The sequence below is a fragment of the Petrotoga sp. SL27 genome (assembly GCF_002924605.1).
In the GTDB taxonomy this organism is placed as follows: Bacteria; Thermotogota; Thermotogae; order Petrotogales; family Petrotogaceae; genus Petrotoga; species Petrotoga sibirica.
Genome location: NZ_JAIP01000023.1, coordinates 56,615 through 78,057, shown reverse-complemented (window position 1 = coordinate 78,057; position 21,443 = coordinate 56,615). Strand labels below are relative to the sequence as shown.

20 protein-coding genes are annotated in these 21,443 nt (G+C 33.1%); 12 read left to right on the top strand and 8 right to left on the bottom strand.

The window, feature by feature from the left end:
• Positions 1-271 precede the first annotated feature (271 nt).
• From AD60_RS08330 to AD60_RS08290, 9 genes are all read left to right on the top strand, one after another.
• The gene (locus AD60_RS08330) at positions 272-2,200 is read left to right on the top strand and encodes a hypothetical protein (RefSeq protein WP_103927565.1); all 1,929 of its coding nucleotides are present in this window, start codon (positions 272-274) and stop codon (positions 2,198-2,200) included.
• 25 nt (positions 2,201-2,225) lie between these two features.
• Complete coding sequence (locus AD60_RS08325) at positions 2,226-3,326, top strand: BMP family protein (protein ID WP_103927564.1); 1,101 nt, start codon at positions 2,226-2,228, stop codon at positions 3,324-3,326.
• Between the two features lie 121 nt (positions 3,327-3,447).
• Positions 3,448-5,034 carry an ABC transporter ATP-binding protein gene (locus tag AD60_RS08320; RefSeq protein WP_103927563.1) on the top strand — a complete coding sequence of 529 codons (1,587 nt, stop codon included), beginning with the start codon at positions 3,448-3,450 and terminating at the stop codon, positions 5,032-5,034.
• A gap of 39 nt (positions 5,035-5,073) precedes the next feature.
• A complete protein-coding gene (locus AD60_RS08315; RefSeq protein WP_103877396.1) occupies positions 5,074-6,150 on the top strand; it encodes an ABC transporter permease in 1,077 nt (358 codons plus the stop codon).
• Positions 6,147-7,097 carry an ABC transporter permease gene (locus tag AD60_RS08310; RefSeq protein ID WP_103877295.1) on the top strand — a complete coding sequence of 317 codons (951 nt, stop codon included), beginning with the start codon at positions 6,147-6,149 and terminating at the stop codon, positions 7,095-7,097. The genes AD60_RS08315 and AD60_RS08310 overlap by 4 nt, the downstream gene beginning before the upstream one ends.
• Before the next feature lie 24 nt (positions 7,098-7,121).
• Complete coding sequence (locus AD60_RS08305; protein ID WP_103877294.1) at positions 7,122-7,748, top strand: ribonuclease HII; 627 nt, start codon at positions 7,122-7,124, stop codon at positions 7,746-7,748.
• Between the two features lie 16 nt (positions 7,749-7,764).
• Positions 7,765-8,769, top strand: a complete 1,005-nt coding sequence (locus AD60_RS08300) for a peptidylprolyl isomerase (RefSeq protein ID WP_134079995.1) — start codon at positions 7,765-7,767, stop codon at positions 8,767-8,769.
• A 13-nt stretch (positions 8,770-8,782) separates the two neighbouring features.
• Positions 8,783-9,088, top strand: coding sequence for a metal-sulfur cluster assembly factor (locus AD60_RS08295; RefSeq protein WP_103877292.1), 306 nt, complete (start codon positions 8,783-8,785; stop codon positions 9,086-9,088).
• Between the two features lie 9 nt (positions 9,089-9,097).
• A complete protein-coding gene (locus AD60_RS08290) occupies positions 9,098-9,904 on the top strand; it encodes a HemK/PrmC family methyltransferase (protein ID WP_103877291.1) in 807 nt (268 codons plus the stop codon).
• Here the strand turns inward: AD60_RS08290 and AD60_RS08285 are convergent.
• Positions 9,885-10,649 carry a DUF6115 domain-containing protein gene (locus AD60_RS08285; RefSeq protein WP_103877290.1) on the bottom strand — a complete coding sequence of 255 codons (765 nt, stop codon included), beginning with the start codon at positions 10,647-10,649 and terminating at the stop codon, positions 9,885-9,887. The genes AD60_RS08290 and AD60_RS08285 overlap by 20 nt on opposite strands.
• A gap of 26 nt (positions 10,650-10,675) precedes the next feature.
• Positions 10,676-11,290 (bottom strand): DUF4897 domain-containing protein, encoded by a 615-nt coding sequence (locus tag AD60_RS08280; RefSeq protein WP_103877289.1) that lies wholly within the window; start codon positions 11,288-11,290, stop codon positions 10,676-10,678.
• Positions 11,291-11,631: 341 nt separating this feature from the next.
• Between AD60_RS08280 and AD60_RS08275 the strand changes: the two genes are divergently transcribed.
• Positions 11,632-12,399, top strand: coding sequence for a ZIP family metal transporter (locus AD60_RS08275; protein ID WP_103877288.1), 768 nt, complete (start codon positions 11,632-11,634; stop codon positions 12,397-12,399).
• Positions 12,400-12,474: 75 nt separating this feature from the next.
• Here the strand turns inward: AD60_RS08275 and AD60_RS08270 are convergent, their stop codons facing one another.
• The 4 genes from AD60_RS08270 to AD60_RS08255 are packed head-to-tail and all read right to left on the bottom strand — an operon-like array spanning position 12,475 to position 16,523.
• On the bottom strand, positions 12,475-13,944 hold the full coding sequence (locus tag AD60_RS08270; RefSeq protein ID WP_103877287.1) for a diguanylate cyclase: 1,470 nt from the start codon (positions 13,942-13,944) through the stop codon (positions 12,475-12,477).
• 5 nt (positions 13,945-13,949) lie between these two features.
• Positions 13,950-15,107, bottom strand: coding sequence for a 2-oxoacid:acceptor oxidoreductase subunit alpha (locus AD60_RS08265; RefSeq protein ID WP_103877286.1), 1,158 nt, complete (start codon positions 15,105-15,107; stop codon positions 13,950-13,952).
• A 32-nt stretch (positions 15,108-15,139) separates the two neighbouring features.
• Positions 15,140-15,352: an ATP-binding protein gene (locus tag AD60_RS08260; RefSeq protein ID WP_103877285.1), complete on the bottom strand. Its 213-nt coding sequence runs from the start codon at positions 15,350-15,352 to the stop codon at positions 15,140-15,142.
• 34 nt (positions 15,353-15,386) lie between these two features.
• A complete protein-coding gene (locus AD60_RS08255; RefSeq protein WP_103877284.1) occupies positions 15,387-16,523 on the bottom strand; it encodes a sodium ion-translocating decarboxylase subunit beta in 1,137 nt (378 codons plus the stop codon).
• Between the two features lie 212 nt (positions 16,524-16,735).
• On the opposite strand from AD60_RS08255, the gene AD60_RS08250 reads away from it, so the two are divergent.
• Positions 16,736-17,869: an aldo/keto reductase gene (locus AD60_RS08250; protein WP_103877283.1), complete on the top strand. Its 1,134-nt coding sequence runs from the start codon at positions 16,736-16,738 to the stop codon at positions 17,867-17,869.
• Positions 17,870-17,878: 9 nt separating this feature from the next.
• Positions 17,879-19,006, top strand: coding sequence for an aldo/keto reductase (locus AD60_RS08245; protein WP_103877282.1), 1,128 nt, complete (start codon positions 17,879-17,881; stop codon positions 19,004-19,006).
• Between the two features lie 101 nt (positions 19,007-19,107).
• Here the strand turns inward: AD60_RS08245 and AD60_RS08240 are convergent, their stop codons facing one another.
• Together AD60_RS08240 and AD60_RS08235 are read right to left on the bottom strand one after the other, a co-directional pair.
• A complete protein-coding gene (locus AD60_RS08240; protein ID WP_103877281.1) occupies positions 19,108-20,412 on the bottom strand; it encodes a hypothetical protein in 1,305 nt (434 codons plus the stop codon).
• 85 nt (positions 20,413-20,497) lie between these two features.
• The gene (locus AD60_RS08235) at positions 20,498-21,415 is read right to left on the bottom strand and encodes a glycosyltransferase family 4 protein (RefSeq protein ID WP_103877280.1); all 918 of its coding nucleotides are present in this window, start codon (positions 21,413-21,415) and stop codon (positions 20,498-20,500) included.
• Between the last annotated feature and the right edge of the window lie 28 nt (positions 21,416-21,443).

Genomic DNA, 21,443 nt, shown 5'->3' with positions numbered 1-21,443 from the left:
ATAGGATTTTTTTAAAATATTAATCTCTCCTCGTATAAGTTATTTATAGAATTATTTTACCACATCTAATTTTCTCAATCAACAATTAATCATTTTAACTTTTCACTGAAAAAGCCCTTAACTACCGGTAATCGCTTTTAATAGCATTTAATTATTGATAATTACATATAATCGGAAAATTTCTTCCTTGAACAGCTAATAAAAAAATGATATAATAAAATTAATCTTTGTTTGGTTTTATACAATACATTATAGCAATAGGAGGATTTAAATGAAGAAATTAACCATTCTATTAATTACTGTCATTATTTCATTAACAGCTTTAGGAATTGATGTTGAAACAGTGAAAGACGTTTACAAAACTCTCATTCAAACCTACAACGAAGGGGAAAATCTTTCAAATGAAGAATTTACCTCTTTTTTTCAAGAACTTAACAATTTAGGATTTTATAGATTTTATAGAACCCAGATGATAGGAAGCGCTGAATACATTGATAGACCTACAAATGTACAGACTTATCTATCTCAGATATACGACAATGTTCAGTCTCAATTCACAACAATCGAAGAAAAATTAGCTCTTGCCGGATTCTTAGTGTACGTTCAATCTGATCTTTCGGGTAAACAAATTACACAAGAAATGATAAGATCGATGCCCGCCTACTTTGCAACCATTCAAGATTATACAAGATCTTTAGAAAATGATGCGTTAACTTACTTTGGAAATGTTATTATATATTCTTTAGGAATTGTTGAAAACGCTCCATTCATAAATATTGAAAGGTTCGAGTCTGATGCGGAAATTTTAGATACTAGATTTTACATATATGAAGGAGAAACTAATCCTGAATACAATGAGATAATATTAGAAAATAAGGAAAGTTTGGAACAAGGTATTCAACAACTTGTTCAATCAGGCATAACAGGAAGACCACTCCAAATCGCAATAGATCAACTCTCTTACAATTATGTCAATTCATTAATAAATGAAACCAAAGATCAACTACAACAAGTTACACAGATGTTTATTGAGGAAGGAAAAGACGGTGTTAACATTGCTTTTATAAGAATTATCATCTATGCTGTGTTGGTCCTAATTACATTCTTATTTTTTAGAAAGTATCTTTGGGTGACATTTTTGAGTGTATTCGGAGTCGAATTTGTATACCTTTTAGCATTCTACAATCCAATAACAGATACAATATCTTCTTTTCTTTATGGAAGTTATATAGTGACCTTCGTGTTTTTGTTTTTAGCTGTTTTACTATTTAAAAGTTTTGGGAAAAAAATTAAGCTGACGGAAAGAGTCATAAACTTTTCCATCCTTTTTTTGGTGTTGACTACACTGTTCGTTCCATCATATTATTCTTATGATCTTTTGATGGAAAAAAATAATCAATTCAATAACTCAGCCTTCGAAACCCAATTGTTGAACGACGTTGTGGTTTATCCTCATGCACCTATACACAAAACTATATCCAATTTGAACTCCTACTTAGGAAGCGAATATTCAAAAGTTAATACTTTTTATAGATCGACTTTTTCATCTTTTTTAGGCGATCTTTTGAACTCACAAGTTTTATCACAAATACAAGGCTCAATGGTTCAAACGAATAGAGATGGTTTGAAAATTGACAAAGTCAAAAATTATCGAGGTATCCCCCTTGATTTTTCAAAGGAAATTACTGATTTTGTCAATTCATCGAAAATATCAGAAAGAAATATCTATAACGAGTTAGATACCTTAAAAGCTCAAGCCTATGATGTTTTAAAATTTTCTGATACAGAATTTGAATCAAAATTCATAGATGCTTCGAATCAACTCCTGCGATCCACAGATCTAATTGATCCATTATTACCCAATCTAAATTCTTTTTTCAACGTTGAAAAGGTTGACAAAATTAATTTAAGAGCTTATAACACGATATATGGTACAAAAATCTTTCTCTTGTTCTTCTTAAGTTTAACGATTTTTGTGATTTTTGAAGAGAAATTTACAAAATACATTTCTTTGATCTCCATGTATTTGGTAAGCATTCTTAGCTTCATAAAAGTAACTCCACTCAAAGTTTTTAGTCAAACCGGCTATCCTACTATTTACACAGTTGATTACAATATCAACTATATTTTCGGAATAATTTTGTTAACTTTACCTTTACTACTGTTTTTGAGATACTTACAATATCAAAGGAACAAATAAATATATCTAAAGGAGGTAGGAAAACATGAAAAAGTTGTTAGTTCTTAGTTTAATCAGTTTAATGTTTGTAAGTTCTTTTGCTCTAAAAGTAGTCATGGTCACGGATGTCGGTGGTTTGGGAGATAAGTCTTTTAACGATGGTACGTGGGCTGGCGTTCAAATAGCTATGGACCAACTCCCCAATGTTGAAGGAGAATTGATTATATCTAAGGAACAAACTGATTACCTTCCAAATTTAACCCACGCAGCTCAAAGAGGAGATGTTGTAATCGGGGTTGGATTTATGATGGCAGACGCTTTATTCAATATCGCTGCGCAATATCCCGATACACTTTTCATTGGGATAGACATAGCACCATCTCCAGGACAGACGGTTCCAAACAATTTAGCCCTTTACACCTTCAAAGAACATGAGGCAGCATTCTTAGGCGGATACGTAGCTGCGGCTATGACCAAAACAGGTAAGGTAGGTTTCGTAGGTGGAATAGAAATACCACCAGTCAAAAGATTCGAAATAGGTTACAGAGCGGGAGTTAAAGCTTACAATCAAATTCATGGTACAAATGTTCAAGTTTTAATTGGTTACGCTGCTAGTTTCGAGGATCCAGCAAAGGGAAAACAGTTAACCCTTTCTCAATACGGTAACGGTGCAGATATTGTCTTCGCAGCTGCTGGTGCAACAGGAAATGGCGTCATCGATGCCGCAAAAGAAACTGGAATGTCTTTCTACGGTTTGCCAGCAAATGCCCCTCTTCAACAAGTTATAGATAAATATTATGAAAAAGGTAAAGGTTACTTTGCAATAGGAGTCGATGTTGATCAAGATTATATGGCACCAGGTTACGTATTACTTAGTATTACAAAAAAGATCGATGTAGCAACTTTTGAAGGTATAAATTCAGCATTGTCTGCTAGATATTTTCAATCTGGACACAACAATTTAGGTATAGTTGATGACGGCGTTGGGATATCTCCAATGAAATATACCAAGGGTCTGATACCAAATGAAGTTATAGCAGAATTAGCTTATTTACAAAAGGCAGCTAAGGAAGGAAAAATCAAAATTCCTCAAAGCGAAACTGAGCTAGGTGCTTTTAATGCAGATAATATAGTTTTCCCATTCTAATATAACATATCTTATTTATTCCAATATCAGGCGGGATAAAATCCCGCCTGTTTTGTAGACTATTTATTCTCTTATAAAGTTTATTAAATCTTTAAGTCTTTCAACAGAAAGGAGGTTACAGATGCCGCAAACAGATAACATACAAGAAAAATTAAATGATTACGCTGTTTACATGAAAGAAATAACCAAAGTATTTCCCAGGGTAGTTGCAAATGATAAAGTCACATTTAAAGTAAAAAAAGGAGAAATACATGCACTAATAGGTGAAAATGGCGCAGGAAAAACCACTTTGATGAATCAACTTTATGGTTTATATCAACCTACAAGTGGTGAAATTTTCATAAAAGGGAAACAAGTTGATATCAAAGGTCCTTCCGATGCAATAGCCAATGGTATAGGGATGGTTCATCAACATTTTATGCTCGTTGAAAATTTAACCGTTGCGGAAAATGTTGTATTAGGGAAGGAGCCTAAAAGGGGCATCACTTTCAATTTTAAAAAAGCCAAAATGGACGTAAAAGAATTATCTGAAAAGTACGGACTCAAAGTTGATGTAGAAGCAAAGATAGAAGACATTCCTGTAGGCATGCAGCAGAGAGTGGAGATAATTAAAACATTATATAGAGGTGCGGACATATTAATACTCGACGAACCCACAGCCGTTTTAACCCCTCAAGAAACTCAAGAACTTTTCGAAATACTAAGAAGCCTACAGCAAGATGGTAAAACTATTATTTTCATAAGTCATAAATTGAAAGAAGTTTTGGAGATAAGCGACAACATTACCGTTATGAGGCTTGGAAAGGTTACTGGAAGTGTAAAGACTTCAAATACAAACGAAAAAGAATTAGCAAATATGATGGTGGGAAGAGAAGTAGTTCTAAGTATAGATCGTCCTAAAATAGAACACGGCGAAGCACTTGTAAAAGTTGAAAATCTGTGGGTAAAAGACAATAGAAAATTAGATGCTGTGAGAGGTGTTACCTTTGAAGTTAGAAAAAATGAGATTCTAGGAATAGCTGGAGTAGCAGGTAATGGGCAATCAGAACTTGCGGAAGCTTTAACTGGTCTTAGAAAAATCGAAAGTGGAAAGTACTATTTTCAAGGGAAAGACGTCACAAATTTATCTGTAAAAGAATTAAGAGAGCTAGGTATAGCTCATATCCCTGAGGACAGACAAAAAAGAGGTATGGTTCATGAATTTCCAAATTATTTTAATTTAATTTTAGGATCTCACGAGAAACCAAATTTTTCAAAAAGAGGGTTCCTAAAGTTTGATGATATAAGAGATTTCTCTGAAGAACTCATAAAAGCATTCGATGTTAGGCCACCTGAGATAGACCTATTTACCGGAAACTTATCTGGTGGTAACCAACAAAAAGTGATCATAGCCCGAGAAATAGGAACTTCACCTACATTTATAGTCGTTTCTCAACCTACAAGAGGTTTAGATGTCGGAGCAATTGAATACGTTCACAAAGAATTGATGCATTTGAGAAATGAAGGTGTGGCGATTTTGCTAATATCTATGGAACTGGAAGAAATCTTGTCTTTATCTGATAGAATAATGGTTATGTATGAAGGAGAATCCATGGGTGAATTTGAAAATGGTCAATTCTCGATAGAAGAAATCGGTCTAATGATGGCAGGAAAGAGTTTGGATGAAGTAAAATTAATGGAAGAGGCTGGAGAAATAAAAAGTCTATAAATAGGAGGCGCTAATAAAGTGACTTCTTCGTCAAAACTTCTGAAATCAAGATGGATATCTTTTCTAGTACCTTTTTTAGCTGTTATGGTTTCACTTTTAATCGCAGCCGTTATAATATTAGCCATAGGTGAAAACCCTCTAAAAGCCTATGGAGCTATGATTAGAGGCGCAGTCGGTAGCAGACTTTCCTGGGCTGACAACATAACAAAAATGACCAGTTTGTTACTCACTGGTTTAGCTGTAGGATTCGGATTTAGAGCGGGAGTTTTCAATATAGGTGCGGAAGGTCAAATGGCCATGGGAGGGATAATGGCCGTAACGGTAGGACTGAGCTTAGGCAACGTACCTTCCGCTATTGCCATACCTTTGACTATTGTTGCTGGTATGGCTGGGGGAGCCTTTTGGGCATCTATAGCCGGTTGGCTTAAAGCCAAAACAGGTGCACACGAAGTTATAAGTACGATAATGTTGAACTGGATAGCCTATCATATTACGAACTATCTGGTAGCCGGTCCTTTTGCTGTGGGTGCAGGCGTTCCAAAATCTCCTGAAATCTCACAAAGCGCTCAACTACCTTCCTTATTAACAGTTCAAGCATCTAGCATTCCTTCTAGTATTTTATTAGCAATCGTTGCGGCTATTGTTATTTATATTATACTAGAGAAAACAACAACAGGGTACGAAGTTAAAGCCGTTGGTTTCAATCCATATGCCGCAGAATATGGAGGAATATCGATAAGCAAAAATATAGTACTTACAATGGCTATTTCAGGAGCTTTGGCTGGCTTGGCTGGGGCTCTAGAAGTTATGTCTGTTCATCATAGAATTTTTGGAGCCTTCACAAGCGATAGAGGTTTTGATGGAATAACTATAGCTCTGATTGGTCAAAACAATCCTATAGGAATTATTTTTGCAGCTTTTCTAATCTCTTCGCTGAGATCTGGTTCGAATGCAATGCAAACTATAGGAGTACCAGATGACATTATTGTAGTAATTCAAGGTATAATAATATATTTTGTTGCTGCAGACAGGATCATAAGAACTTGGATCATAAAAGCTTCTCAACTTGGAAAGAAAAAATCACCCAAACTACTTCAAGGTGGTGAAGAAGAATGAATTGGTTTGAAGCTATTTTTACTGCTTTTGCTTCACCTTTATTTTATAAATTGACGATTCTTTCTGCATTACCTTTAATTTTTGCAGGAATTGGAGGAGTTTACAGTGAAATAACCGGGGTAACAAATATCGCCTTGGAAGGTATTATGAAATTAGGTGCTTTTATCGGGGTTGCTTTTACTTTTATTACTGGGAACCCTTGGCTTGGGCTGCTTTTAGGTATGCTTGGAGGTCTGATTTTGTCATTTTTGCATGCCTATGTTTCAATAGAATGGTCAGCAAACCAAATCGTTTCTGCTACAGCTTTGATTCTGATTGCCCAAGGATTCACTGGTTTTTTAATGAGACCAATTTTTGGCCAAGAAGGGCAAACAGATTTTGTATCTAAAATCCCTACGGTAAAAATAGAAGCAGTCCAAAACATTCCTTTCATCGGGGAAATTTTCGGAGAAATTAGTTCCTTCTTTTACATTGCCATAGTAGTCATCATAGGTTCTTGGTTTTTACTTTACAAAACTCCTTTAGGTTTAAGAATGCGTTCCGTAGGTGAAAATCCGAGAGCTGCAGATACGTTAGGTGTGAATGTTAAAGCGATAAGATACTTTGGAGTTTTAATGAGTGGGATACTTGCTGCATTAGGAGGAATGTATCTAGCCTTAGGTGATATAGGGCAGTTTCAAGAGCAGATGCCTGCTGGAAAAGGATTCATAGCCTTGGCAGCTATGATATTAGGAAACTGGAATCCAATTGGTACCATGTGGGCGGCGTTGCTTTTCGGTGCTGCAGAAGCTATGAACATCCAACTTCAAACTTTGATGGTTCTCCCCTCAGAAATCAAAGCTTTACTAAATTTGTTGCCTTTCGTTTTGACGTTAATAGTTGTTGGCGGATTTGTTGGAAGGACAAGAGCACCCGCTGCAGATGGAGTTCCCTACGAAAAAGAATGAACGGTATTTTGCAAAGGTGGTTAGATGTTGGAAAATATTGAAATGACTTTATTAAAAAAGTACAAAAAGATAATTGGTATTGACGAAGCTGGAAGGGGCCCAATAGCTGGGCCTGTTTTTGTTGGTGCTGTTGTCATAGAATCAAAAAAAGAATGTGAGTTATTAGCAAAAATTGGAAGAGATTCGAAATTATTATCTCCAAAAGAAAGAGAGAAGAGATACTTTCAAATAACGAAAAATTTCCAATATTATAGTAATTTTTCAACTTCCGATTTAATAGATCAAATAAATATATTCAAGGCGACCGAGGTATCAATTATAAAATTGTTGGAAAAAGTGGTGGGGAGAAATGTGAACGATTATTATGTTATTGTTGATGGAAAGTTCTTTAAACTTGATTATAACTACGAATGCATAGTCACAGGCGATCAAATATCTCCTTTGATAGGTGCCGCATCTATCGTAGCAAAATATGAAAGAGACTTATATATGAAGCATTTACATGAAATATATCCTAATTATGATTTTATAAGCCATAAAGGGTATCCGACCAGAAAACACATTGAAAGCATAAAAAAGTATGGTATAATATCAGAGCATAGAAAAACGTTCAATCCTATTAAGAGATTCATCGAAGAAGGAATTTTATGAGGAGGAAAACACATTGATGAAAAAGACTAACTTCTTGTTACTTTTTGTATTTCTAATTTCTACTGTTCTTTACCCAAAAATAATTTATCAACCATTGGAACAAGCAATTTTTGCAAAAGTTAACGATGAAACACTCAGTGAAGAACTCCTAGTATCTAGATCTATGATAGTATATCTTTTATCGGATATTTATAATTCTTATCCCGAGTTTTATTCTGCCTTAACTAAAACAGCTACAGGTGTTGATCTCATGAACACCTACTTGCAGGATCAAGCTTTAAAGATCGTCAATCAAGTTCTTTTTATACAATTCGTCGAACAAAAAAACATAGATTTACAACGCGAGCATATATGGAGTAACATTGAAGAAAACTTTTCTAAAACCTTTAAAGATGTTGGAATACCCGACGAAGAAATTGATAATTATTTGCTTGCATTAGGTTACACCTCAAAAACAAATTATTTAGAGGATGCGTATTATTCAACATTATATAACAATTCTATCTCCGCACTTTATACGAAAATTATTCAAGAAACAGAAGTAAGCGACGTAGAAATGACTGAAGAATACCAAAATAACAAAGCTAGCTATAAATCTGAGCCCTCAGCAGATATAAAGCTGATTATATTCAATAGCACAGAAGATGCATCTTATACATACAATCGCATTATTGAAGGTTATTACACATATGATGAAGTATACGAACAAACCGGTTCGGCTACCTCTATGAGAATAATCCTTAAAGACGATTCAAATTCGATTGTGCGAACTGTAAAAAGCAATCCTCCAGGATTTATTACTACCCCGCTCTTATACGATGCACAAAACAATACTTATGCCCTTTTAAAAATAGAGAGAAAGTACCCAGAAAAACAGTTAACTTTTGAAGAAGCAAAGGATCAAATAATTTTTACCTTAAAAGACAAAAAAGCTCAAGAATACTTTGATAAAGTTTTACCAACTGAATTCCAAAAATTTCAAGAAGAATCTTCAATAATTCTCAATTCTGATATGTTTTAAAGGAGGATTACACATGCCTGATATAGAAAAAGATAAAATCATGAATGCTTTGAAAGAAGTTTATGATATGGAAATTGGCTTCGATATCGTTTCCTTAGGTTTGATATACAAAATAGATATCGATGAAAATAATAACGTTCACATTTTGATGACTTTAACCACCCCAATGTGTCCTTTGGCAGGTTTGATAATAGAAAATGCTAAAGAGAAGGTAAAAGAAATAGAACACATAAACGATGTAAATATCGAACTTACCTTTGATCCCCCTTGGGATCCACAAATGGCCAGTGACGAAGTTAAAAATCTTTTAGGAATTTGAGGTAAGATAATGAAGATAACAGAGTTAGTGAGTAAAATTCAGGGGGAGTTTAAAATCTCCCCTTTTCGTATATTAAAAATATTATCAAAAATTGAAGACAAAGATATATCGTTTTATTTGAAAGAATCGCAAGTCGAAATTTCTCAGCGAACTTTCGATTTTTTAGTTAAACACCTTAAAGAGGGGTATCCTATCGAATATATTACCAAAAAGGTATCTTTTCTAGGAAATGATTTTTTTGTAGATGAAAACGTCCTAATACCAAGGATAGAGACTGAAGATTTAGTTATATTAGCAATCAATCTTATAAATGATAAAGGTATAAAACATGTAATTGATATGGGAACAGGATCTGGTGTAATAGCAATATCAATAAAAAAGCAACTACCAAAAACAAAAGTTCAAGCTTCAGATATTTCAGAATCTGCAATAAAAATAGCCCAATACAACGCTAAGAAATTAGGCGTCAATGTTGAGTTTAAAATTGGTGATTGCTTAGATCCTTTTTTGAAAGAGATTCATGAAGTAGAGTTAATAATCTCCAATCCTCCATATGTTGAAACTTCTTTTATAGAAAAAAGTCATTTACTAAGTTACGAGCCAAGAATTTCCCTAGATGGGGGAGCCGATGGTCAAAACTTTTTTAAAAAGATATCTAAATATTCTCATCTTTTAAAAACTAAATATCTTTTGTTCGAGACCAGTGAATTTACAGTAAAAAAAACCGCTGAAATCCTATCAGAGATAGGAAAAATTCAAATTTTGCCTGACTCTTTTAAAAAGGAAAGGTTCATCTTTATTTCTCCTTATCGTTAAATAAACTTAATACGAGCATTATTTCTCCTACACCTATTTTCAATTCCTTAGCTATCTCTTGGGGAGTGTAACCATTTTTGAAAAACTCCAGAATTTTGTTAGTTTTGTCGTATTTGTAGTTACTATAATCTGTGCTCATACCTTTATCTACATTCACATTTGAAACATTGGTTTCTTTCTTAGACGATACAGGCGGGTCTTCTTTGATTTTTTCAAATATTATTTTTTCTTCTTCTGATGTCAACTTTACTAAATGGTTAGAAACATCCAAATCGGTATTTGTGTTAATAAAATCGATCAACTCTTTACTTGACATATTTAGTTTTCTTGAAAGCTCGTACACCCTAACCCTATCGTCTTTTTCAATTGTTTCTTTTTGATTGTTATTGCCCTTTTCATCTTCTTCCCTTTTTGTGTGTTGGACTTTAGATTCAAATTCTTGCCATTTATGAGAATCTAACTTCCTTTCTAAATCTGTCAACAATGAAAAAGTTTTAGCATAAGCATCGTCTAAATCTTTCATAAGTTGGTCAACCAATTCTATTTTATTATCTAAGGCCCTTAATCTTGTGGAAGTTATCTTTTGAAATCTTGCTAAGAAAAGGTTCTTATCTTCTTCTAAATTTTCATAGTTTTTCTGTGTAGCGTCGTTTTCTTGTAAAAAGTGACCTAAACGGATCATAAGAAAAATATTTACAATTGATATTGTAAGAGACAGAAAAACTAATAAATATAAAATAACCATTACCATTCCCCCATCATTACAATAGTTTATTCAGATTTAAATTCTAGGGTGGGATAACCAAACACTCCAGTATGTGAATATCCTATAACGTTCTGCTCTATATAAGAAGGAGTGGGAGTCACACTTAAAACTTTCCAATCATGTGGATAATGGATGGTCACAGTAACTTGCTCATTTTGAGCACTTAGAGGTTGCCCAGGAAGAGAAAATTCAATGTTTCCTTTATCGTTTACGTAAACAAACCCTTCCAACTTTACGTTTTCATAAACATAAATCATGGGGAAATTTGAATTTACGGTTGACTCATAGGATAAAACCGCGAAATCCCTTGGGATTTGTTCTTTTAATTTATCCAAAGATTGTTGAAAAAGAGAAAGTTTTTCCACATTGGGGGTGTTAAATCCTTGTATCAAGGTTTCGTAATCATTCTCCTTTTCTGTTCGTATTTCCACTTCTGTTGCAAAATCCACGGAAAAATCTTCATAAACAGTAAATTCGATATCTCTTGATATAACTTGAAACTGTGGCTGAAGATTTCTGTACATGAAAAACTGAAAGATAGCTAACCCAGCGAAGAAAATTAATGTTATTATTATGAAGTTAAAACTATTACCTCTTTTTTGTTTTTTATCGTTGGCCATTTGATTCCTCCTATTGAATGTTCTTTAATTTTCCTATTATTTCTAATTATAGCATAAATCGACTGGTTTTTTATTTTAAATATTAGATAATTTCGTTCAATACCCTTTACAGATTGCTACCCCCCTGAAAGATCATTAAATTATACCAGATATAACAAGAAGTGGCAACCAAGAATCTCAGTGAATGTTATATTGGTTGTAACATCTTCACAAAACAAAGATATTACAATTATTCATTGCTGTTACAAAAAAGTGTGTCTCTAAAAAATATTAACAAGTTTTTGAATTTAAAATTCTTCACTAATTTAGATAAAATAAAAAAACCTACAAGGAGGTCTAAGATGGACGGATTAACAGGCACTCAAATATGGGTATTTGGAACTTTGGCAAGTCTATTAGCAGGTCTGGCAACTACATTGGGCGCAATTCCAGTTTTGTTTCTCAAAAAAGAGTTAAGCGAAAAAAATTTAGATATGTTTTTAGGCTTTGCTGCCGGAGTTATGCTTGCAGCAACTGTTTTTTCTCTCATAATTCCATCATTAGACACGGGTGGAATATTTATAACTATTTTAGGGATCTTTCTCGGCGCACTTGCTATTGAATTGATGGATACTTATTCCCCTCATGAACATTTCTTAAAAGGACATGAAGGACCTGAATTAGCGCGTTTAAAAAAAATTTGGTTGTTGGTTATCGCCATTGCACTCCATAATTTTCCGGAAGGAATGGCTGTGGGGGTGAGTTTTGGTGGTGGGATGATCGCTAACGGCATCACTGTAGCAGTAGCTATAGGATTGCAAAATATCCCAGAAGGAGCAGCTACAGCTTTCTCTTTGCTTAAAGCTAATTATTCAAAAAAGCAAAGTTTCTTTTGGAGTTTTTTGACAGGATTAGTTGAACCTATAGGTGGTTTACTTGGTGCATCTCTAGTGCTTTTAATGGAACCAGCCCTACCTTTTTTCCTTTCGTTTGCGGGAGGAGCTATGCTGTACGTTATTAGCGATGAGATAATCCCAGAAACTCATTCTCATGGATACGAGAGAGCGGCTACTTTCTCACTGATCTTTGGTTTTTTGTTGATGCTTGTTCTCGATGTGGCCTTGGGCTGAATAAATGAATACTATAGAAAAAAGTTTTCAAACATAAGATTTTGATTTTAAAATACGGGGCGTCGGTCTGATATCTTAACTGACAAAAATCTTATTTTTCCCTTCTGCTTTTACCTTGTACAAATTTTGGTCGGCTATTTTGAAAAGTGAATTTATTTCATGGCTGTTACCGTAGGATACACCAGCAGAAAAAGTAACGTTCATCTCTTGTTTTAGTTTACGGTTTATTCTTTCCAAAATAGAATAAACCTCATCTTTCTTAGCACCTTCAAAAATTATTACGAATTCATCGCCCCCATATCTGAATATACTATCTTCTTTTCTTAAATTATTAACACATATTTGGGCAAATCCTTTTAGAAGTTTGTCTCCTTCTTCATGGCCATAGGTATCGTTTACATCTTTGAAATTGTCTAAATCTAGCATTACTAAAGCTATTTCCTGATTTTTTAGATATTTTATATTAGAAATATAATTTTCGTAACTTCTTCTGTTTCCAATTTCTGTGAGGGTATCAACTTGAGCATCTTTTTTTAAGATATTTTGAAATATTTTATTTTGCCACATCATTCCACTTTCTTTGGCATAGTAATCCAAAATCTCAAGTTGATCATCTGTTATTGGTTTCCCGTTGTATCTATTATCGCAAAGATAAAAAGCAAGTTTATGGTTTTCTATTTCTATTGGTGAAATTGCTACTTCTCCCTTTAAATCGAGTAAATTTATGATCTTTTCATCAACTTGACTTACTGGTATTTTGATACTTCTATTCAACTCAATTGCGTACTTAAAAAGATCTTGACTTAATAACGATTCCTTTTTAATAGAAATATTTTTTATTTTTTCTTCTAAATTTGAAAAATAACTCATCCCAACTTTATATTGAGACAAATAGTCTTCTATGTTTTTTTCAATTGTCTCAAACCTTTCATAAGTTTTTTGGGTTTCTATTTCATTTACAGGTCCTATAGCTCTTTGAACCTTGAAATCATTACTGTCCTCCACAAATAAGATGGCCCTATTAAAACCTCCTGCAAAGTCACCTGTTATTCCTGTCATAGTAATATATATCATTTCATCTATAGACGTTTCGGGCTCATACCCTTTTTCTAATATGATTTTTGAAACCATGAACACATTTGCTATTTTTGAGGAATTTAGAAGAATATCAGTGAGTATTGATCCCAGTAATGGCGATGCATTTTTAATTAACTCATACAACACTATGCTTTCTTCTTTTTGAAGTGTTTCGTAAGTAATTTCAACACCGTTCTCCCCTTGAGAACTACTTATTTTTACTTTTTGTTCTTCTATGTAATTAGTCTCTTCTATGTTTTTAATTGTGAAAATTGAAAATGAATTAAAAATCTTTATTAATTTATACAAGTTGTCTGGAACTTTAAGTGGATCAAAATGAATTTTAATCGTAACCTCAAACTCAAAAAGAACTTCTTTTGTAAAGTTTTTGAGTAAAAGAACAATACCTGGATTTACATAAGCAGAATTAATTTTTTTTTGATACTTTTTTGGGAACTTTACTTCCATTCTATTCACATCTCCGTAATTTGAACCCACATTTTCATAATCACTTCTAATATTTCATCAGGTGTTATCAACTCACCATTAGTTTTAGTCAAAGATTCTACATGTTTGTTCAATTTATTCAACCGTGACATCTCTTTAGCGTACTGGCCTGCATTCATCTCTGGAACAATTATACTTTGAGCATTTTTAAATATTAATTTAAGTCTCGAGGTAGGCATAGGCCAAATAGTGATAGGTTTAAAGAAGCCTACAGGAATTTTATCTGATCTAGCTTGTTTAACGGCCTTCAAAGCACTTCGGGCTACACTACCATATGCAACTACTACTATATCGGCATCTTGTAGCATATATTCGTTATAGATAGAAATTTCTTCCGCAGATAATCTAATTTTTGAATCAAGGTGTTCAATTACTTTTGATATCATGCTTGGATCCCTTATAGGAAAACCACTTTCATCATGAACTAGGCCAGAAACGTGAAATCTTGTTTTTCCCATTTCAACTAATGGATTTACAGCAAATTGTTCATCTATGTCAAAAGGTAAAAATAATTCTTCCTCTCCTAAATCGACCTCCTTTAGTCTTTCTACAACTTGAGGATTCTCCTTCTCGTAATCAAAATATACGTTTTCTCTCATGTGAGCTAAAGTTTCATCCAAAACTAAAATAACCGGCGTTCTGTATTTTTCTGCATAATTGAACGCTGTGACAGTATATGTGTAAACTTCTTCCACTGTAGAAGGATATATTGCAATAATTTGGTGATCTCCATGAGTTCCCCACCTTATTTGCATAATATCTCCTTGAGAGGGTTTTGTAGGAAGCCCTGTGCTCGGACCTCCTCTCATAACATCAACAAATACACAGGGTACTTCTGTCATAATAGCATATCCTAAGGCCTCTTGCATGAGCGAAAACCCGGGGCCACTTGTAGCGGTCATAGATTTTACACCGGCAAGAGAAGCACCTATTATTGCAGCTGCACTTCCAAGCTCGTCCTCCATCTGTATAAAAGTGCCTCCAACCTTTGGCAATTCTCTAGACATGTATTCAGCGATTTCGGTTGATGGGGTTATAGGATAACCAGCGAAAAAACGGCATCCTGCTTTTATAGCTGCCATTCCAACCGCCTCATTCCCCTGTAAAAAAAGCATTTCTCCCATTAAATTCACCTCTTTTAAAAAGAGTGTCCATTTTATTGATCTAATTGTTTTATGCTAATAGCGAAATCAGGACACATTCGTTCACATTGCAAACATCCCGTACATTTTTCTTGGAATGGAACAACGGGTTTACCGAATTCTTCTTCTATTATAGCATTTACTGGGCAAATCCAAGAACAGATACCACATTTTTTACAATAATTATAATTTATATTCACTTTAAACTGTTTTTTTATTGTTTGCATTTGATTATGCCTCCTCATTTATTATAGTATTTTATTATAGTATACTTAAAAATAAGCCAGCAGCAATTGCCGAGCCTATTACTCCTGCTACGTTAGGCCCCATTGCATGCATTAAAATAAAATTGCCTGGATCAACTTCCTGAGCAATATGTTGAGCAACGCGAGAAGAATTTGGAACTGCTGAAACACCGGCAGCTCCAATTAATGGATTAATTTTTTCTTTCAAGAATAAATTCATCAATTTTGAGAATACTATCCCACTAGCCATTGCAATTATAAAAGCAACTGCCCCTAACAACATGATTTTTAAGGTTACAAAAGATAAAAATATGTCAGCCGTGGCAGAAACACCTACAGATAGCATTAAAAGTATTGTTACTGTGTCTAGGATATAACGAGAGGCTGCTTCAGCCAATCTACCAGTAAGCCCGGATTCTTTTAATAAGTTACCCAACATGAGCATACCTATTAAAGGTAGTGTCTGAGGAACAATTAAAGCAACCACGACAGTTGTCAAAATAGGGAAAATTATTTTTTCTGTTTTGGAAACTTCTCTTAACCTTCTCATCCTTATTTTTCTTTCCCGTTTTGAGGTTAATAACTTTGAAACCAAAGGTTGTAGTACGGGGATAAGAGAAATATAAGAATATGCCGCAACCGCAATAACAGGGACTAAATCAGGAGAAAATTTAGAAGCTATGTATATGGAAGTTGGACCATCTGCACCTCCAATAATACCTATTGCGGCAGCAGAATGAAGATCAAAACCTAAAAAACTTGCCAGTAAAAAACTAATAAATATCCCTACCTGAGCAGCTCCACCTAGAAGTATCAATTTTGGGTTTGCAATCAAATAAGAAAAATCAGTTAATGCTCCAATACCTAGAAAAATCAATGGAGGATAGATTTCTGTATCCAACCCCAATTTTATATACCATAACAATCCACCTGCGTGCCCATTCTGAGGAGGCATAAGAATACCTGTTAATTCCGGAGGAATGTTAGCTATAACCATACCAAAACCCAAAGGAATTAAAAGAAGAGGTTCTGCGTGTTTTGATATTGCAAAATATATAATAACCAATCCAAGAATTATCATAAAAACCTGAGGCCATGAAATATTCATAAAACCGGTATTTGAAAAAAAGTCGAGTATATCTTGCGACAACATTTAAAAAACCTCCTCGGATACAAGTATGAAATTTTTTTCAATTATTCCTACTGTATTTTATTATAACATAATCAAATTTATTGTTTCTACCTTTTATGAAAAAAGAATTTATTAATTTTTTTTTGATATAATTAAGTTAGAATAAGTTTATCTATCAAATTAATTTCAAAGTTGATAAATAATAATAATAATAATATACTGGAGGTGTTTCTTTGAAATATAGAAAATTTGGTAAGTACGATATAAAACTTTCTGCATTGGGTTTTGGATGTATGAGACTGCCTATTTTGAATGACGATCCTTCTAAAATTGATGAAGAAAATGCCACAAAAATGCTAAGATACGCTATTGATAATGGCCTAAATTATGTTGATACTGCGTATCCTTACCACCAAGGAAATAGTGAATACTTTGTTGGTAGAGCTTTAAAAGATGGTTACAGGGAAAAAGTTTACTTAGCCACTAAAAACCCAGTCTGGTTAGCAAATAAGTACGAAGATTTTGAAAAATATTTAGATGAACAATTAAAAAAGCTTGATACTGAATATATAGATATGTATCTCTTACACTCTTTGAACAAAGAAAGATGGGATAAGATTTCTAATCTAAAGGTTCTGAATTTTCTGGATGAAGCCAAAGAAAAAGGAAAGATAAAGTTCGCAGGATTTTCCTTTCACGATGATTTCAAAACTTTTAAAAAGATCGTTGATTCTTATAACTGGGATTTTTGTCAAATACAATACAATTATCTTGATACACATTTTCAAGCCGGAATTGCAGGATTAAAGTATGCAAAAAGAAAAGGACTGGCAGTAGTTATTATGGAACCAATTAGAGGGGGAAAATTGGCCAACAAACTACCTCAAGAAGCTGTCGATATCTTGAGTGATTTAGATAAAACCAAGTCACCGGCGTATTGGGCGTTAAGATGGGTATGGAACCATCCCGAGGTTACTACTGTTCTAAGTGGAATGTCCACAATGGATCAGGTAATAGAAAATCTCAAAGCAGCAGATGATTCAGATCCAAATTCCTTAAGTGAAAGAGAATTAAAAACAATTGAACAGGTAAGAAATATTTATAAGAGTAAATCCAAGATCGATTGTACTGGATGTAATTATTGTGTACCTTGCAAAAATGGTATACCTATTCCTACAATTTTTAGCATTTACAATGAAGGTTATATATTTGATAACTTACTAGAGGCAAAAGAAAGATATCAATCTTTGATAAAGCAAGGTATAGATGCCTCTATTTGTGAAGAATGTGGGGATTGTGAAGAAGAATGTCCACAGCATTTACCTATAAGAATGTTATTAAAACAGGTCAAAAATGAATTAACGTGATCTAAAATTATGGAGGTGATTTTTACGAAGAAAAAAATCTTAGGCAAAACTGGGTTTGAGGTTTCTCTTTTAGGATTAGGTGGATTTCATATGTTGGAAATTTCAAAGGATGATGTTTCCAAATTAATGGATATTTATATAATGTCAGGGGGTAATTACGTTGAAACTGCAGCTGAATACGGAGATGGTGAATCTGAAAATAAAATTGCATACGCCCTGAAACACAGAAGAAACCAAGTAATTCTTGCTAGCAAGTGCCATGCTCGAGATAAGAAAAATGCTCAATACTTTGTAGAAAGAACCTTAAAGAACCTGAATACCGATCATTTAGATATTTTGTTTCTTCACCATGTTACCACTGAGGAAGATGTTGAAGCCTTATTGGGAAATGATTCGGCCTTAGATTATCTATTTCAAGCAAAAAAAGAAGGAATTATAAGAGCTTTAGGTGTGTCTTTCCACGGTTTGGGAAATTATGCACTAAAACTCATAAAAGCAGTAGACTTAGATGTTTTGATGACAGGTTTTAACTACTTAGATATATTTAATTTCCCCAGTACTTATAAAGAAGTCATTCCATTTGCAAGATCAAAAAACATGGGAATTGTTGGCATGAAGGCTTTTGCAGATGGTTATCTTTATAGATCTACTTATGATGCCTTAAACTATGCTTTAAATCAAAATTTAGATGTGATGGTTGTAGGAGCAAACTCCGAAGAAATGTTAAGAAAAGATATTCAGATTGCTGAAAACTTTAAACCTTTACTTAAAAAATCCATAGAAAATTTGTATTATCGTGCTCCCGAACTTGGAAATTATGTTTGTAGACAATGTGGTAAATGTTTGCCTTGCCCAGAAGATATAGAAATAATGAAAGTGTTTGAATACGAAGGATGGTATGATAGACAAATGAGGGATTATCAACCTCACGAGGCTCCAGATTATGCACTGAGAGAAAGATTGGCATTCTGGTTTGGAAACCAAAACGAGGCTAAAATGTCTTATTCCAAACTCAATAAAACCTTTAAAGATTGTACAGAATGCGGAATATGTGAAGAAAGATGTCCTTACGATATACCCATAATAAGAAAATTGAAATTGGTAGACTACAAGCTCGGAAAAGGAGAAATCTATTAAATATCATTATAGAAATGGATACTTTAACGCCTTATTGGATTTTGAAGTTCTTAAGATAATTCCCCTTTGTTGAATTAACCAAAGGGGAATTATCTTTGAGATTAGTTGTTAGTGACTTCCTTCATACTTTTACCTTTTTTAAATATTAGATCTTTATACCAATTTTTATAATCGTTCAAAATCTTATCCTCCGAAATTTCATATATTTCGTTTAGGTCCTTACTCATATCTACCTCTTCAAAAATTTCAGAAATTAAATCTTTTTTATTGGTAATATGTTCAATTCCATAAGCGTTTACCATATCTAACAAAAGTTCTCTTTCAAACTCTTTTTTTTCTTTTAAATCTTGAAATATTAAGGAAACTTCATTGATCATTCTTTTAATTTTTTCTAAATAATATTCTTTATCCTGCTTTTTCAAATTTCCGTCGAAAATTATATGATCCATTAAATTCATAAACTCTTCTTCCATTTCAATGAACAAATCGTACGTTTCATTATAATAATAAGAACTACCCAAGAATTGATCATTGTTTTGCAAATCTACAATATCCTGTAGCTCGTCTTCTATATCTTCCATATTCTTTATAGTAAAATCTATGTCGACATCGTCTATATCATTATCGAAAGAATAATCCTCTTCATCATTTTTCCCATTAAAAAGATAATTTGTATACCTCTCTAATTCTTTTCGAGCTTCAGAATTGTTAAGAAATTCTTTTGGGTTGAGATTGTACAAAGTGAAAAAATCGTCTGTAATATTGTTAACATTTTCATAATTAACAATAGCTATTTTTTCTATTATTTTTTCATAAAATGGAGTGATTTTTTGAGCTATATTTGGAAGTATCGCTACCCGAAAATTGTTAGTTTCGTTCAACAGATTTTTATAAAAACTCTTTATACTCTTGCGATCACTTTCTATGTGCATATCAAAATTATCTCCATAGTTGTTGGTAAAAATTAAGTGATGTTCAATTAAACTTTTATCTATTTTTCTTAAAAACAAAAATGATAAATTATTACTTTCATTCAAAGAATATATAAAAGAATCCTCTGCAATTATCTCAGAAGTTTGGTTTTCATGATCAGAAGAAAGAACTGAAATCATACTCTTCTTTTTTGACTTAAAAAAAGCGTTAATCCTCAAGATTGTCAATATCAGAGGGATATATTCTATATCAATAGTAAGCGTAGCCAATTTCCCATTACCTTTTTCTTCCAAATTGAACTCGTTATTAAACCATTTGTAATTTCCAAACCTTCCTTCCAATTCATAGATATATTTCTCGTAAATATCAGGATCTTTGTTGTTTCTCAACTTCGACTCGTCTAAGAAAATCTTTTTAACTGATACAGGCCGAAGTTTCATATAATCACCATAATTACCTTTTAAAATTATCATAACAACACCTCTTCTAACAAAAACTTTTAAAAAACTTATTGAAAGATCTCTCCGCCAAATATATTTGATATAATATATCCTTCAATCACTCATATTTGTATAAATTAAAATGATAACCTATAAATATAAATACTACCAATACAATTATAACACCTATTAATTGAAAATCCCAAGTAATTAATCCTATCATACCAAAAACAGCGGAAATAATATATGTAACTAATGCCACAACCAATGGTTTTATTTTATATTTTTTTCGAATTTTATCATAAATATGCTCTTTATCTCCTAAAAAAGGAGATCTTTTGCTAAGTAAACGTCTTATGACAGCGTAAGCCAAATCGGTAAAATAAAATCCAGTGATAATTAGTGAGATAAAATAACCACCTCTACCAGACCTTCCGGATAGAAAGGAAAAGGAATAAAACAAAACAAAGCCCAAAAGATAAGAGCCCGCATCACCAAGAAAGATTTTGGCTGGTGGCAAATTGTATAATAAAAAACCCAAAATAGCCAAAACAAAGATCAACAGTTCGTAATTTTTGGATATCAAAGAAAAGAATAACAAACTCACTATTGCCGTTCCAGCGCAGACTCCGTCCATTCCATCAACCATATTTACTCCGTTGACTAGAGCTATTCCAGTTAATACCAAAATAAAAAATTGAAAAGGTTGAATAATTCCTCCAACGAAATATATTGCCATTGAGACAACAATAAACTCCGCAAATAATCTAACATAAGGGGAAACACTCTTAATATCATCGTACAGCCCTATAAAAGTTAAAATACTGGCAGGAATTATAAAACCTATATCATTGTAAAAAAAGGGTAAGATTGAAAGAAATATTGCTACACCTCCCAAATAAGGAATGGGAACTTTATGAACTTTCAACCTATTATCGGGTCTATCAACGATATTGTATTTTTTTGCAATTTTTATCATAATTGGAACTAAAATAATCGATAAGAGAAAAGAGCTTATATATTTTATAGCTAGCAAATTGCATTCACCTACTACATATTAAATT